Below are 14,715 nucleotides of genomic sequence, written 5' to 3'. Positions count from 1 at the left end.
GCCGAGGTTTTTCTGGTTCCCTGAGCCAGGGGACCTGAGGGAACCGGAGGAAACACTCAGGAAACTTTGGGTATTGCAGCTATTAACTTCGCCAGTGTCCTAGCCATGTGCCACCTCCCCGACGCGAATGGCGTATAGACTCACGGGCCGCCCCTCAACCCTCATCTTCTTGGATCGCTTGCCGGGATCGTGCTCGGCTATCCATCCTGCCGATTCCAAGGCATCCAGTGCCCGGCTTAGGTCGTGCCCAGCTACCGCCTCGCGCAGTCCTGCCCCGGTGAAGTAAAAGATGTTGTCGGTCACCCACCCGGCACGATCACGAATTGGTGGATGGTCGTCGGCCAGTAGGGACTGGAACCTAGAACCGCCATGCCGATCTATGAAGTCGACAATCGCCTGTAGCACCTGCCGGTCCTCCGTGCGGCCGGTGGTCTGTAAGCTGCCCCAGAGCCGGAAGGCCAATGCTGCTGCCGCTATCCCTTCTCCATCGCTGATGGGAAACAGTCCCCATTGCCGGGCAAGCTCTCCGGCGATCGCACAGAGGGCCAGAGCTCCGGCTGCTCGCTGGTGCAGGCCATCAACATGATGGAAGTCGGTAGTCGTGAGGAGGGCGGATAGCTGGCTGGGTAGGTCTAGGGTCTCGCGCTCCGTGACCAGTCGGTCGAGGAACCTTTGACCTGCAACGCCGTAGGTTTTGGCCGTTGCCGTTTTCAAGTGGTCAGCCAGGGCCGCGCCAGTAGGAAAACTGTGGAGTTCATCGAAAAGCCCATGCTGGCGCTTGACCGGGATGTCGAGGAGCCGGACCAACTGCCCCGCTTTCGGTGCCCGGCCTCGGTCCTCGGCCATGTGCGCTGCAAGGGTACGTTCGCCGGATGACAGGAGCATAACTCGCCATCTCGCTGTTCTCCGCGCCAGCCCCACCCGATTCGCCCGCGCCTTGCCGGTGCCGTTGCCCACGGTGTAGATGATGCTGCCCACGTCTCGAGGATCGGCTTGGCTGATCTCGTCGAGGATTAGACAGGTGTCATTCACCTCGCCTGCCGCGCCCTCCAGCCCGTTGGCAGTCGCTCGCCATGTGCGTGTGAAGTCCGGTGCCCCCCATACTGAGGCCGCTACCTGCAGAGCAGTCGACTTGCCGGTCGAGGAATCTCCAACGAGGTGGATACCGCCGCCTTGCCTGCCGGTGGGGTGCAGTAACGGCCCGGCCAGCGCCGCGCTTGCTGCCAGGATCAAGAGCGGGTTCCCGGCAAGGTATCGCCCGACCTGCTCGCGCCATTCCGCCACTGTACCTTTCGTGCTGAAGTGGTCGGCAGCGCCCTCGTTCTGGAAAACCAGCTTATCATTGCCGACGATCCGCGCGGGAAGAACGAAGCTGCTCGCGGTCCACCCCACCGATGAGACGGCGGTCAATTTCTCTTTTGGGTACTCGGCTAAAAGCCACCGACCAAAGAGCGCCCGGCAGTTCGGGTCCAGACGCCAGCCTCGATCCAGCAGTTCCCCGCGTAGGTCGGAACCGTCGCCCTTCAATAAGTGCATCGGCATCGCCCACACCCGCCACTTGCCCGACGACGCCTTGAACCGCAGCAGCAGACCATGGTTGCCGCCGTCCTCACCGAAGGTCTGCGCCTCGGCATAGATCGGGGTGCAAATCCATGTATCTGTGAGTATCGGCGGGTCACCATCCTTGATTCCGTGGTACCAAAGGCCTGGGCGGATGTAGGGTGGCTCCGGCTCATCGTGGGTTATAAAGCACGGGCGGTCGGAGGCAGGTATGGGCTTGCTCTTGGACTTTCGATTGCCTGAGTTCCCCGAGGCTCGCCCATCTGGAGAACCGAAAACACTCTTATCTTTCAATGTGGTTCCCTGAGTTCCCCCGGTTCCCTCATCGAAAATGATTTCTTGGACAACTTCGCTCATAGCTTGCCCTCCCGAAGTGCCCGAACCGCTGCCTCGCGGTCGCCTTGGAATCGGTAGGCAACAGCAATGTCCCACGCGTCATGCGGGTGGCCATCGTTCAGCGGATCGCCCTCGTGGAATGACCAAGCCTTGCGCCCTTCGGCCAAAATGGTGACGCCTGGGACGCCAGACTTGCTGGTCGGTGCAATCCAACGTTTGTCCTTCTGCAGAAAGCCTGCGGCTGCAAGTTCAGTGGCGATATCTGTGCTCTCGTTGAATTGCTGGATCAGCGCTAGCACGTCGCCGCCTTCCCCGCGTCGCAGTAGGCGATTTGCTTGGGCCTGTCGGAGCTGCTGATGGCGGTGAGCTTCCTCCTGCTTGCGCTTGGCTTCCTGAGCATCCAGTACGTCGCCTATCAGCAAGCCCATGTCCACCGGCTCGGCATCCAGAAAGCTGAAAGCCTTGTATTCGGCTTTGCGGTTCGGGTGTATCGCTGGCGCGTACATGAGCCTGCTCGGATTGGTGCAACTGTGATCCCAAACCTGCCCCAGCCCTAGCCGGGTCGCCATGATCCTGAGCGCGTCGGCTAGATAGGGTGGCGCGAATGGTTCCGATACCGGCAACACCAGCCGAAGCCGGGGGCTTCCAGCTTGTGGCTGTAGGTGGTCCAGATGACATGAGCGACGCCTGCGGTTGTCAGTCGATGGTGCAGGGCCTCCGGCTGCTCTGGGTGTAGGCTTCCGGGTTCATGCCCGGCTTCCAAGTCAAATGCCAACGCGGTGCAGGTAGTAACCGCCTTGTCGATGCGCCGTGGCTCACCAAATGTGGCGAAGATCAGCGCCAGGCCATCTTTGCTTTTACTGACACGCGGTTGCTGTAGCCAGCCTGCAAACTGGCTCCACCTTGCCTGCCGTGGCATCGGCCGAGTGTCCCGGCAATTACTAACGGAAGAGAAGTGTAATTCATCTCTGTCGCCCCTGGGCAGCGGCTTATCAATTCGGCTACTATTCTGCAGGTATGATGAGCTTGCCGCCTCTGGGCGGCTTTTTTTGGCCTGCATGGGATCAGCCCTCCCGCCTACGCTTGCCGATCCAGTCCACCAGGTCCCCGATACGGTACTTGGGCAGGCGTCCCACCTTCACGAATGGCAAGTTATAGCGGCCAGTAGCGCGCCAGTTTTGCAACGTGCTCGCTTTCACCCCGAGTACCTGGGCAGTTTGCTTGGGCACTAGCAGCGCAGGCAGGGAATCAGGCGAGAGATTGAGAGCGTGGGCAACTTCTGCCCGGATTTCGTTTCGGGTTTGCTCGTCAAGTTCCAACATACTTAGGTACCTCGTCGGTTAGTGAAGATGACGAGGGCTAGTTTGTAGTGGAGTTATTGCCGAAAGCGGAAAAAAGCCTATTTTCTGTTTTCCGTTTTGCGTTTCTGTATCGCCTCTGGGATATCCTTGATTGCATCCCTGATGGTGCGGTCAGATGCCGGTGTTCCCTGCAACTCTAATAGTGTCAAAATTTCAGTGGTTGCGCTCCTGCTTCTTGGGTCAATCCCTGCTTTTACACACAGCGCATTGATGACGGTCAGAAGTATGCGGCGGGTATTGATAGCTTGGGGAAGAACGCCAGACTGTATATCAGCTTGCGATATTCTCTCTTCTATATTTTTTATGTGATCTTTATGTACTAGAAAGTCAGTAACATACCCAACAATAGTGACCTCAGTCTCGTAAGGGTCGCGCTCCCCATCAGGTCCAGAAAGATATATATCAACATTCAACGAGAAACATATCTCTTTTAGCTCTTCTTTTTGTGTTGGAAGAAGAAATTCAGAAGCTGATCGGATGAAGCTAGGGCTAAAAGCTTCCCAACCAACCCATTGAATTTCAGGGGCAAGTTCTGGGTCATCGTAACCACATCTAGATAGCGCGTAAATCCCTGCCTCAACTTTATAGTCATACTCAAAAAACCGATGAGACCGTGGGACAAATGATACATACCCCTGTATCGTTCCGCTCCCGATTAATGCGGCTATATAGTCCGTGTCCACTTGCCACCGATTCGCCAGCGCCTTAACAGTGAACCACTCTGGCATCAACTCATAAGGTAATTGCACAGCCATGTCATGCGCCCCTATCTGCGCTCCCTTCGGAATAGGTGCCGCCACCAACCGGGAAGGGTGCCCGGTCCTTCGCCCCGTTGGGCTAGGTTACGGCGTAAACTGGTCAGGCTACTTGCTCACCTCGCGGCGCTGGCGCACATCTCAGCAGTCCCTCAGTGCTCAAATCCTCATCGATCCCCGGCCAATGGACACCGTATCCACCACCTGCAATCTCCCAGGCTGCGCGGGCCTCTGCGCTGGCGTGTGCCAGTCGCGGGTACCATTCCAGGGGAACGGATATGCTGCGCCCGTCCATTAGGCGTACGGTCAAGGTGTCCTCGGTAATCTGTACGTCTGCTACGCGCTCATCGGCGAATCCTGTACCACGCTCTAAGTGGTGCCGCGTGTTGTCTTCTCTGACTTTCACGCCACCGCCTCATGCTGTCGATCCAGCAATTCCCGCAGGCACTCGGGCGCTAAATCCGCCCCGTTCGACCAGGTCACCGTATGGAACAGGGCATGAACCTCTACGCGGTTGAACTGCTCATCATCGGCAAGGGGAGCAAATACCGGCCCGGTAAGCTCTCGCGACAGGTCTACTTCTCCCTCGTGTCCGTCGCTGAAACGGACATACAGACGATGACCAGGAAGGGCTTTTGCTTCGGAGATATGCAACATGTGGATCAGGCCGCATGCTGTGGTATCGGCCACGCTCCCGATGCTTTGGCGTCGAGAATGACAATCTCGACGATGCTGCCGTCCTCAGCGTAGGAAATGTGCAGGTTCCAGTCCTGGGATACTTCACGCGCTACCGGCTTGTCGGTGAAGTGCAGGACCAGGATATCGTCGTTGGCGTCGTAGTCGGATTTCATGGGGATACCTCCCAATGGTTCATGATAGTCTTAATGATGATGGCGTCGTCGAGCAATACCGCCACGCATAGCAGATTGTCCAGGCGCTCTGGGAACTCCCGATATATCCAGGCGCGGCGTTCGTCTTTGTGGCGCACCGTGCCGCCCTCGATGATCTCCAGCACCTCGGCGGCGGATACCTCGCGCTCCTGCATCCGTTGCCTTGCGTGATGGGTCAACACCACCGGGCGGCCAAATCGGCGGCTATGCACTGCGCTTCGCCTTCTTCATAGGCACGATCTCGGCGGCGTCCTTCACGCCAGCGGCGGCGAGGATTGCAGCCCCGCCCTTCTCCATTGCGTCGCGCACTGGGTCCAGCGCCAGCCGCGCATAAATTGCGGTCGTTGCCTGGGACTGATGCCCGAGGGCCTTGCCGATGACGGCCAAGGATGCACCGGCGTCAATCTGGAAACTCGCCAGGGATCGGCGCAGGTCGTGCAGGCGTAGGTCCTCGATCCCTGCCCTCTTGAGGAGTCGCGCCCATGCCGCCTTTGGCTCGACCAGGTGCCCGGTCTTGCCGGTACTTGGGAATACCCAGCCTTGCCCGCCGTTCGTCTCTCTGCGGCGTCGCAGGATGCCTAGAGCGCCAGCAGATAGCGGGACCTCGATGACAGCGCCAGCTTTGGCCTTGGCGCTTGGGATGCGCCAGAGAGCGCGATCCATGCTCACTTCATCCCAACGCATAGACAGCACGTTACTGCGGCGTCCACCGGTTAGCAGAGACAGCACAACATAGTCCCGGATATCCTCGTTCGGCTCTTCGCTCAGGGCCTCAAAGAATCGCGGTAGCTCTTCCGGGTGCAGGCGACGGTCACGACTCTCCTCGCTGAAGAGCTTGATGCCTGCCGCCGGGTTTACGATGGGTAGGTCAAGCTCCTTGATGCCAAAATTCAACACTGCACGGACTAGGGCCAGGACGCGGTTCGCTTGATAGATGCCTTTATCCCTACCGATCCTTTGGTGGAGGGTGCGAATATCCTGACGCTTGATGTCTGAAAGTTTCTTCTTCGCTATTCCTTGTAGGTGCAGGCGGTAGTTGCGCTCGTCGTTCCCGAGACTTCGCTTGCCCTTGGCAGTGCGGTCCTTCACCCACGCGGCGAACAGGTCAGAGAAGGCCATCTCTGCTTTCTTGACGCGCTTCTGCTCTGCCGGGTTCACCCCCCGGGCTATGTCGTTGATGATCTCGGCGGCACGTTTCCGGGCATTCTCGATGGTGACGGCTTCGGCGTCTCCAATGCGTACCCACTCCACCCGGCCATCTACCTTCTTAACGCAGTAGAAAGCCTTGGCTCCCGTCTGGGTGATACGGATGCACAGCCCCGGTTGCTTGGTATCGTGGACGGTGGTGCGCTTGCCAGGCACTGGCTCCAGTCTTGCGATTGTGTCCTTCGTGAAGTTGATCTTCGTTGCCATGTTGCCCCCTGACCTACTGATTACCCGTCATCTGCTCGAGCAAAAATCGTAGCGTATTGATCAAAAACATTTTTCCTGGTTAGCCCGGAAAACCTTCTCGCCTTCTCACCCCACGTGTTCTGGGCTAACCTTGGGCTAACCTTTTTGCGGTATTTAGGGTGATTTCTGGTTAGGTAGTATCTTGCTATGTTACTGTTCCGTCAAGGTTCGGTGAGTTTCGCAAAGTGCCATAAAGCCTATACCTTAAGACTACGAATCAGTAGGTCGGGAGTTCGAATCTCTCCGAGCGCGCCAAATGAAACAGGCACTTAGGCAACCGCTTGAGTGCCTTTCTTTTCTGCGTATTGCCTTGAGGTCAGAGGAAAAGCGGGGGGTTATGGTGGTGATCCAGGCCCTAGCAAAAATTGGCTCGGGCGGCGCAGGAGGAGATAGGAGAACGGAACGTCAGGAATTGTTTTTGGAATTTCCAGAATTGACGGATAAATGGTAGTTCTCTTGGAAAATTCACCACACTTCGAGAAGCTAATCAACGAATGCAAGTCGATTACCCTGGAGATTGAACACATCGAGCTTAATGACATTGCTTCCGGCAGCATCACTTTAGAAGAGCTGAAGAAAAAGCGGCTGGCAATCTGGGACCAAGTATCGCAGATGGGCAGGTAGAGAGTGGCAAGGTCTTCGCTCTTTCAGCAGATTCCTGGGCCGCGCTCAGGAATCTGTTACCGTAAATGCACGAACAACACAGCCACCTAAGAATGCATCCGACTCACTGCTGCAGACGTGACGTTTCTGAATCCGGTTTGCGCTTGCGTACGCGCAATACGATGTCGACTTCCTCCAGCTCGGTGTCCTCCGGTAGCTGAGGTTGTTGCGCAAGACGCAGTTGCTGGGCGGGGATATCCATAAGATCGCCGGTGTCAACGTAGTAGAAATGATGGTGCGGGGCTACGTTGGAGTCGTAGAAAACCTTTCCGGGCTCCACTATGACCTCTCGAACCAGCCCATGTTGCGCAAACAGACCCAGGGTATTGTAGACCGTTGCTTTGGATACGACGGCATAATCCGCGTTCACGCGCTGCATGATCTCTTCGGCAGAGAGGTGGGCGTGTTCAGCAAACAGGATATAACCGATCTCCACCCGCTGACTGGTTGGATTCACCCCCGCGTCACGTAGGGTTTCCAACACTTCCTGTTTGTTCATAGGTCCCCTGCTCATGTCTTTACCCCGATAAAAATCTTTACTCGTTCCAATATATTACTCTTTGACTGTGAAGGGAAGGGCATAGGGTGCCAGGTCGAGACGCGGAGCTCTATCGAGGACGAGGTCGGCCAATAACTCAGCAGTAATCGGCGCAGTGGTCAGTCCGTAGCGAAAATGCCCGCTCGCGATGAACATGCCGTCCTGCCCCGGAACCTTGCTGATGAACGGAATATTGTCCGGGCTCCCGGGACGCAAGCCGGCCCACTGGCGGGTAACCGGATAGGATCGGCTGGCGGGAAACACGCGATGCGCAAATGCCAAAAGCTCGTGGGTTGCCTCGGGGGTGCATGACTTATCAAAGCCGACCTCCTCATTGGTGCTGCCCACCAAGAGCTGACCATCGCGACGCTGGACCAGATAATGCCCGCCCTGCAAAACAATCTGCGGCAAGGCATTTTCCTGACCCTGCAGTAGCAGCATTTGGCCGCGTACTGGTCTGACGGGTAGCGAGATGCCCAGTTCAGCGAGCACTTTACCGGTCCAAGAACCGGCGCTGATGATGATCCGCTCGGACCGGAACTGCAGATTATCAGCCGTTACCACCCAATGCGCGCCAGTTTTCCGAATCTCAGTGACTTCGGCATGGTCCCGAGTGTGTACTCCTACTGCCATTACATAGCGGATGAGTCCCGAAAGTAGGCGTGGATTCCGTATTTGTGCCACTTCCGGGCAGAACAGTGCAGCATCCGCGCGCAGCATTGGCGCCAACTGCTGCATCTGCGTCGCCGTGTGCCACTGCCAATCTCGTCCCCAGGCCGCACCCCACGCTAGCACATCGCTGGGCAGAGGGGCTTCCTTACTATCGAGAATCCACATTCCCGACATTTGCCACTCTGGATCAATGCCGGAGGCATCTTTAATTTCATTGGCGAATTCCTGATAACGACGCATGCCCTCGTCTGCCAGCCGGAGAAGGGGCGTGCGATAACGCCATGCGTGTAAGGGGCTCAGGATGCCGCCGCCTGCCCAGGAGGCTTCGGCACCAAGGTTGCCGCGGTCCAGGACGGTTACTTTCCTGCCTGCCTGAGCCAAGCGCAAGGCAGCGCTGAGCCCGATGACGCCGGCGCCAATGATCAGGATGTCTGCAGGTCGCATGTTGGTGTCAGAAGTCGATCCGATAAAAGATATTTGCCCCATCCTGGGTGCCGCTTTCCGTTTGAATTTCGATATTGCGGGTAATTCGATATCGCAGACGGGCAACCGTACCATCACCTAGTACAGATTGGCCGACGCTGAAATATAAATTCGGGGTAATATAGTGTCCCAGGGTGACCATATCGGCTGCCAGTCCGCTGCCGGATCCACTGGAACTGACGCCAAAATCGAACCCAGTGCTGCTGAGACTATTACCGAATACGGCTGCACGCCCAGCAGAAAACAGTTGTCCAGCCGCAGCAGAGAGAACGGCGTCCTGACTTTGCAGCCCGGTACTCGGTGTCCCAAGTACCAGGTAAGACAGGATATCGTTTTGTGCCATGCTCGGTTTGGAGTATAAAGATACCACCGGATGACTGAGATTTCCGGTGACGCGAACACCTGCAACGATCGTCTCATTATTCACTGCAAAACTGTCACTGTTTTTGATGCGACGCACCGCAAGTACGTCGAGGCTCGCCGCCTGCGGCGGACCGTTGAAAAGAATTTTTCCTCTTTCAAAGGTGAGGGAATTGCCATAGATCTCGTATTTTCCATCGACCATTTGCAGATTGCCTTGCAGCAATGGCGTGGTGGAGGGAGGTACCATACGTAACTGTAGATCTCCGCGCAGATCCGCATGCAGACCGCCAATCAGCACACGGGCATTTTTCCCGAGCCCAATACGAACGTCTACAGCCAGATTGGATGGGGTGTTGCTCTGTTGGGCTCCATGGACGAATACGACATCACTGGAGGGCTTGGGTCCACCAAAATCGGTTCCCAAAATCCGCAACCGTGTCGTTTCCACTTTTCCGTTGATCGTCAATTTTCCTTGCCCGTGATGAATGTCGATGTCAGGATCAATAGCCGCTTGTACCTGCGGCAAATTGAGCGCAAGGAAGTTATTTCCGGTGATATGGATTTGATAGGGTAAATCCTTGGAGAACACGACCTCTCCGCTACCGTGCAGAGTGCCCGAGCCGGAGTGCACGGTGAGATTCTTTAAAAGCAAATGATCACCGCTACCGGTGAGCTGGGCGGCGATATCCTCAAGATGCAGTCCTGCCTCGGGAATATAACACCCCAGGCCAGAGGCGTTTGCCTGGCCTTGCCAGAGGGGTTTCCCCCACGTTCCCGCTGCACGCAGATTGATCGTGATATCCCCTTTCGGGTCGACATCGATATTCCCAGTCGGCAACTGCGAAAGAAGCAGACCTGGAACATGGCCCGTGACTGTAGCGTGTAACGGCTGCTGCGTGGGTGCTTTCCAGGGAAGTTGCAGCACGGCTGGGCTGTTTGCATCCAGTTGGAAGGTCCCCAACTGATCTGCCAAACGCAGATTGCTCTGAACGTGCAGCCCGTCTTTCTGCCAGTGCAGATTTCCAGAAAATTGCGTTATCGCAACGTGATGACTCGTATCTCCGGCCACCCAATGCAATACCGTGTCTCTCACGCCCCAGTCGGCGCGTATTTGGCATGTCCCAGCGCAACGACCCTGAATCTGTGCGTTCCAGCGACCACGAATGCCGCTATCCAGCGCTTTGTCCCAGAAATCGAGCGGCAGTGCCGTGGCTTCCGCATCGATATTCCCTTGGGACGATCCGATCGTATAGTTGCCGGCAACACGTATGCTGGCACCATTCGCTCCATCAATGCGCAACGTGGCGATGCTGATATTGCCTTGACTCCATTGCAGGACGGCCGGCTGAACCAAGGACCATCTCCCGAGTCTGGGATCTTGAAACCGTAATTCCGCCAGATCGAACTTCCAAGCGACAGCATGCTGCAACGTGCCTCCCAGATCCAAGCTACGCTGATCGTCCTGCAGCGAAAGTTGAACATTCGCCTCCTGCAGAGAGCCAGAGACGTTGCTGCGCATATTTACTTTCTGTCCGTTCAGCGTTATTCCAGTCGCCTGAAGCGCCGCCTGAAGCTTATCCCCTGCGCCCAGAGAGCCATCCAGATTTAGCCGTGCCAGCGCAACTTTTTGATATCGTAGTTGCTTTCCCTGAAGATGCAGTTCCCCCTGCCATTTCTGCTCACGTTGGGCGATCCAGCCATGGAGTTTGGTCATACCACTGGCTGTCGGCAATATGCCCGACCAATGGTCGACTTGTGCGTCAATGGTGAGCCGCTGCGCAAGACTACCCTCTGCTGCCAGCCGTAGCCCGGGGCCAGTCAAGACCGCCTGCTTCAGATCCCAGGTATTTCCCGAAAATTGCAGCTCTCCCGAGCCGTTCAGCGGCTCTTGGTAAATCTGGCTCGGCAAAAGATTCCAGCGGATATTCCCGGTCCAAACGGGCGAGGACGCCGCTGCACGCAGGGTGATGTCTGCAGAAAGGTGGCCCGGAACCCGCTTGAAAACCGCCTGCAGAGGAATCCTCCGGAGGGCCAGGGTGCCTTGCACGGACTCCGTGCTTCCGAAGCTAGCCTCTACCTTGGAACGCAGAAGCTGGCCGCCCAAAAGATTGCCCCTGAGTAGCAGTGTCATGGATTTCTGCAGTCCTGCAACATCGGCGTGTAATCTATTTTCGCCAGACTCCAAGGTCAGGCTACCCTGGTAGCGGGAATCCGTTCCCGACGCGTGCCAGTCGGCCTGGATGCCGCTTTTCCCCAGTGCTTCGGGCATCCCGACCCAGGCCATATCCGACAATTTTCCCTCCGTCGCATAGTCGCCGTGCAGCACTTTGGGCAGATGCACAGAAAACGCGATCTGCATCGGCCTGGCCAGCCTCGCGCTACGCAGCTGCGCATGCGTCAGCTCTATAGCGTACGGCGCTACCACCGCACTTCCCTGAAGCGTTCCACTGAAATTCCCTTGTTGCAAGGTGAGCGCGATCGGACCGCCATAGCCGCCCTGGGGTAGACCATGCCAGTCCACTTGTACACCGACGGAGGTAGGTTTCGCCCTCGCTGACTGCCAGTCAGCGACGAGCCTGACGTTTCGTTGGTCGATGTCGGCGCTGCCCGTAAGCTGCAACTTGCCGAAAGACCCTTGACCTAACAGGTTTTGTATATCTAAGCTGCCTCTGTTCCAGGCAATCCTTTCACATTCCGCCCGCCCCAAAGAAAACGTTTTCTTATCATTTTGGTAGATTCTGAGTTGATTAATTTGTACGGGAGAAATGGATAAACTAAAGATGTCCGCCCAGCCCGGCAATTTTGGCATTGCTAGTGTCAGGGCAGAGGTGCTCGGTTTGGCCGCAGGCAAACGAATGATTGCATCGGTGATGGCAACCGATGAGAATTTGATCTTTCCCCATAATAAGGCAGTGGGATAAAACTTCCAGGAAAAGTCTCGCGCATTAATATTTGTATTGCGCTTCACATACGACACATCTTGCAAACGCAGACCATGCGCTAGGCTCCCGTGAAGGCTCTGGTAATGCAGGCCAGGAATCATGGATAACATCCAGTTGGCCCCAGCGCTGGTCAGGAATATCCAGGTGAAAAGCACGAAAATAGTGACTATAGGCAATAATAACCCAGATAAAAATGCGCGAAACAAGACTGTCCGCCAACGCATCAGAAATTGAATCCTACCGAGAGTGCCACGCGGACGGCTGGGGCGCGTGGCGCGATGAGGGGGTGTGCAAGATCGAGAATTATGGGCCCCACGGGAGAATACCAACGCGTCCCGATTCCGATATCCTGCAAGACGTGAAACGAGGAAAAGCTATCGAAGGCGTTGCCAGCATCGTAAAACGCGCCAACTGCCCAGTCGTGGGTAATAAAGCGGTCGATATGAATCCCTGCTACCGCCAAGAGGCGACCACCAACCACGGCTCCCTGGGCGTCCGTCGGTCCTTGCGATTCGTAAGCATATCCGGGAAGGCTGTTTTGTCCACCGCCAAAAAAGCGCAGATCGGGTGGCAAATTGCGAATTGGTCCGTGCAGCCACAGCGCCCCCAGGTTTGCTCGCGCGCCGATCCCCCAGTCACGAGAAAGCATCTGATCCCATCCCCCCACACCCGCAAGCGCAGGAAATTGCTGGTGCTACCCCAGACTTTGCTCGCCCCTTCTGCGGTTGCCTGCACATAGAAGCCAGACACCGGTCGCAGGATATTGCGATAATTCTGCACACGATAGGTCACTGAGGGAAAAAGATAAAACGAACTATCACTAATCCCAGATACGGTATACGATGCCTGCTCCAGATTGAACATCGCCTGTATGGTGGCATTGACATTTTTCCTGGCGTTATCGGCAAGTGCCCAACGGCGACCGATAGCCGCGCTGAGCTCGTTGGCTGACCAGATCTGATAGGTTTCATTCTGAAAGGCAGTATTGGCAATATATTCCGAGCCGAGGGCAGAACCAATCGGCCAGGTATAGCTTGCACCAATGTTCCGTGACCGCTGTGCTGCCTGTACTGCAACATGCAAGTGCTGCGCACGTTGGAACATGTTGTAGTTATCGTAATCGAGCACGCCATTCAGGCCTATATTCGTACTGTAACCGACACCTGCTTTCAAATGTTGTTCTGGCAGACTGGCGAGCTTGACCGTCACTGGTACTGCGTTGTCGACAGGATGGGCAGTGTCTCCAATCACCTGTATATCCTCAAAGCGATTGGCATCGTGCAGGTTGTTCTCGGTAATGGACAGAGCGCTGGGCGAATACCAGTCGCCAGGCTTGAAAGTCAAGTAACGTTGGATAAACCAACGTGGATACCGCTCGGCACCCACAATGCGGACGGCACCCACGCGAAAACGTTCGCCACTATTGAGCCAAAGATAGATTTCGGCCCAATCATATTTCTTGTCGATGAGGATTTCATGACGCTGATAGTGAGCCCTGATGTACCCTCTCGACTCCAAAAATGAGAGGCTTTGATCCTTCCAGCTTTCGTAGCTGACCTGATCGAGAATGTTACCGTTGATGAGAGGAAAAGGTTTTATTCCTCGACGCAGGTTAGGGGTCTCATTGATCGCGCCAAGGATGCGCACATCTGTGTTTCTTACACGAATGGGTTGTCCAAGCACGACATCATACTGGACAACGGCATCTCCATTTTTCTGGGGCAGGATTTTGCTCTGCCAAGTGGCATGATAGTAGCCGTATGCCTGCAACGCGTCGCGCAAACGCAGATTGGAGGACAGAATGAGCTCATGCAGACGACTTTCTTTGCCGTCATAGGGAAGGCTTGGCATTGCATCCTTCAACTTCGCCGTGAGCTGCTCGGGTGCCCCCTTGATTTGAAAAGAAATCTGGTTGTTGGCATGGGCGACCGTCGCCAAGGCCGCGAACAACGGCACGAGAACCCATGCGACCCATATGCCGCGCCTTGGTTGCGTGCGCCTATGCGGAAGCTGCCTCACCCTCTCCCCATCTCCCTCCATCTGTGCCTTCGAGTGTAGCACAGGACTTGCCAAACTCTGTCACGCAGCCCACTCGATGGTCGGGTAGGGCGCTGCATACTGCTTGATTTCGCCCGTCGAATCCCCTATCATCGCCAGCTCTTAATGAGTTGGGCGGTTAGCTCAGCGGTAGAGCACTGCCTTCACACGGCAGGGGCCACAAGTTCGAACCTTGTACCGCCCACCAAAAAATCAGCAAGTTGGATTGTATCCTTCCGTTTATCCCCTTGCCTCGGTGTAATTTCGGCAAAGATTGATTCGGGAGCGCGCGCCTCGATGCGCGGACGCGCATGGCGTTCTGCCATTCGCCTGTTGGCATGTCTGAGGATGCGACTGATAGTCGGCGCATCCGCTCCCGAAGTCGGCAGCGTGGATGCGCAGGAATGCTGGAGATCGTGGAAGCATCGGCACCGGGGACCGGCTGGTCACGTCGAGACCGGACAGGAAAGCTGGTCTGATCCAGCCAATGTCAGGCCGGTATTGGTCTAGCATCCCCTCCATGCGCAGAGGGCAACCCCACCAGGGGGGCGCAAACCAAGGCCGCGCGCGGGATTTCGGACTATTTGACTCGTGCGCTGCAATCGCTATGATACCTACGTGTCTGTGTCACACTCGTTTTTCTGCGCGACAGGGAGCCAAGAT

14 protein-coding genes, 1 tRNA gene and 1 pseudogene are annotated in these 14,715 nt (G+C 56.3%); 2 read left to right on the top strand and 14 right to left on the bottom strand.

What is annotated here, in order from left to right; genetic code table 11:
* Nucleotides 1–99 precede the first annotated feature (99 nt).
* The 9 genes from ORD17_RS11540 to ORD17_RS11500 all read right to left on the bottom strand — a co-directional run bounded on the left by ORD17_RS11540 (nt 100) and on the right by ORD17_RS11500 (nt 6,315).
* A complete protein-coding gene (locus tag ORD17_RS11540) occupies nt 100–1,917 on the bottom strand; it encodes a DUF927 domain-containing protein (protein WP_308388646.1) in 1,818 nt (605 codons plus the stop codon).
* Nucleotides 1,914–2,465 (bottom strand): hypothetical protein, encoded by a 552-nt coding sequence (locus ORD17_RS11535; protein ID WP_308388645.1) that lies wholly within the window; start codon nt 2,463–2,465, stop codon nt 1,914–1,916. Before ORD17_RS11535 ends, ORD17_RS11540 begins: the two co-directional genes overlap by 4 nt.
* 495 nt (nt 2,466–2,960) lie before the next feature.
* Nucleotides 2,961–3,218, bottom strand: coding sequence for a helix-turn-helix domain-containing protein (locus ORD17_RS11530; protein WP_308388644.1), 258 nt, complete (start codon nt 3,216–3,218; stop codon nt 2,961–2,963).
* 77 nt (nt 3,219–3,295) lie between these two features.
* Entirely contained in the window at nt 3,296–4,012 is a 717-nt protein-coding gene (locus ORD17_RS11525) for a hypothetical protein (RefSeq protein ID WP_308388643.1), read from the bottom strand.
* 103 nt (nt 4,013–4,115) lie between these two features.
* Complete coding sequence (locus ORD17_RS11520; protein WP_308388642.1) at nt 4,116–4,418, bottom strand: DUF2442 domain-containing protein; 303 nt, start codon at nt 4,416–4,418, stop codon at nt 4,116–4,118.
* On the bottom strand, nt 4,415–4,702 hold the full coding sequence (locus tag ORD17_RS11515) for a DUF2442 domain-containing protein (protein WP_308388641.1): 288 nt from the start codon (nt 4,700–4,702) through the stop codon (nt 4,415–4,417). The genes ORD17_RS11520 and ORD17_RS11515 overlap by 4 nt, the downstream gene beginning before the upstream one ends.
* Complete coding sequence (locus ORD17_RS11510; RefSeq protein ID WP_308388640.1) at nt 4,675–4,863, bottom strand: DUF2283 domain-containing protein; 189 nt, start codon at nt 4,861–4,863, stop codon at nt 4,675–4,677. Before ORD17_RS11510 ends, ORD17_RS11515 begins: the two co-directional genes overlap by 28 nt.
* Nucleotides 4,860–5,114: a DUF4258 domain-containing protein gene (locus tag ORD17_RS11505; protein ID WP_308388639.1), complete on the bottom strand. Its 255-nt coding sequence runs from the start codon at nt 5,112–5,114 to the stop codon at nt 4,860–4,862. The genes ORD17_RS11510 and ORD17_RS11505 overlap by 4 nt, the downstream gene beginning before the upstream one ends.
* Nucleotides 5,107–6,315 (bottom strand): tyrosine-type recombinase/integrase, encoded by a 1,209-nt coding sequence (locus ORD17_RS11500; protein WP_308388638.1) that lies wholly within the window; start codon nt 6,313–6,315, stop codon nt 5,107–5,109. Before ORD17_RS11500 ends, ORD17_RS11505 begins: the two co-directional genes overlap by 8 nt.
* A 495-nt stretch (nt 6,316–6,810) precedes the next feature.
* Here ORD17_RS11500 and ORD17_RS11495 point away from each other — a divergent pair, with 495 nt between their 5' ends.
* Nucleotides 6,811–6,978, top strand: a complete 168-nt coding sequence (locus tag ORD17_RS11495; RefSeq protein WP_308388637.1) for a hypothetical protein — start codon at nt 6,811–6,813, stop codon at nt 6,976–6,978.
* Between the two features lie 103 nt (nt 6,979–7,081).
* Here the strand turns inward: ORD17_RS11495 and ORD17_RS11490 are convergent, their stop codons facing one another.
* The 5 genes and pseudogenes from ORD17_RS11490 to ORD17_RS11470 form a co-directional block, all read right to left on the bottom strand.
* A complete protein-coding gene (locus ORD17_RS11490; RefSeq protein ID WP_308388636.1) occupies nt 7,082–7,516 on the bottom strand; it encodes a Fur family transcriptional regulator in 435 nt (144 codons plus the stop codon).
* 54 nt (nt 7,517–7,570) lie between these two features.
* Nucleotides 7,571–8,671 (bottom strand): glycine oxidase ThiO, encoded by a 1,101-nt coding sequence (gene thiO / locus ORD17_RS11485; protein WP_308388635.1) that lies wholly within the window; start codon nt 8,669–8,671, stop codon nt 7,571–7,573.
* 7 nt (nt 8,672–8,678) lie between these two features.
* The gene (locus tag ORD17_RS11480) at nt 8,679–11,594 is read right to left on the bottom strand and encodes a translocation/assembly module TamB domain-containing protein (protein WP_308388634.1); all 2,916 of its coding nucleotides are present in this window, start codon (nt 11,592–11,594) and stop codon (nt 8,679–8,681) included.
* A 644-nt stretch (nt 11,595–12,238) separates the two neighbouring features.
* Nucleotides 12,239–12,664 (bottom strand): BamA/TamA family outer membrane protein, encoded by a 426-nt coding sequence (locus tag ORD17_RS11475; protein ID WP_308388633.1) that lies wholly within the window; start codon nt 12,662–12,664, stop codon nt 12,239–12,241.
* Between the two features lie 608 nt (nt 12,665–13,272).
* Nucleotides 13,273–13,866, bottom strand: a pseudogene (locus tag ORD17_RS11470) (POTRA domain-containing protein); the annotation flags it as partial.
* 319 nt (nt 13,867–14,185) lie between these two features.
* Here ORD17_RS11470 and ORD17_RS11465 point away from each other — a divergent pair.
* Nucleotides 14,186–14,260: transfer RNA gene (locus tag ORD17_RS11465), tRNA-Val, on the top strand.
* Nucleotides 14,261–14,715 lie beyond the last annotated feature (455 nt).

Origin of the sequence: Acidithiobacillus sp. AMEEHan, assembly GCF_030996345.1 — a bacterium.
Taxonomy (GTDB): Bacteria; Pseudomonadota; Gammaproteobacteria; order Acidithiobacillales; family Acidithiobacillaceae; genus Igneacidithiobacillus.
The sequence above is the reverse complement of the archived record's forward strand: the minus strand, read 5'-3'. Positions and strand labels throughout refer to the sequence as shown.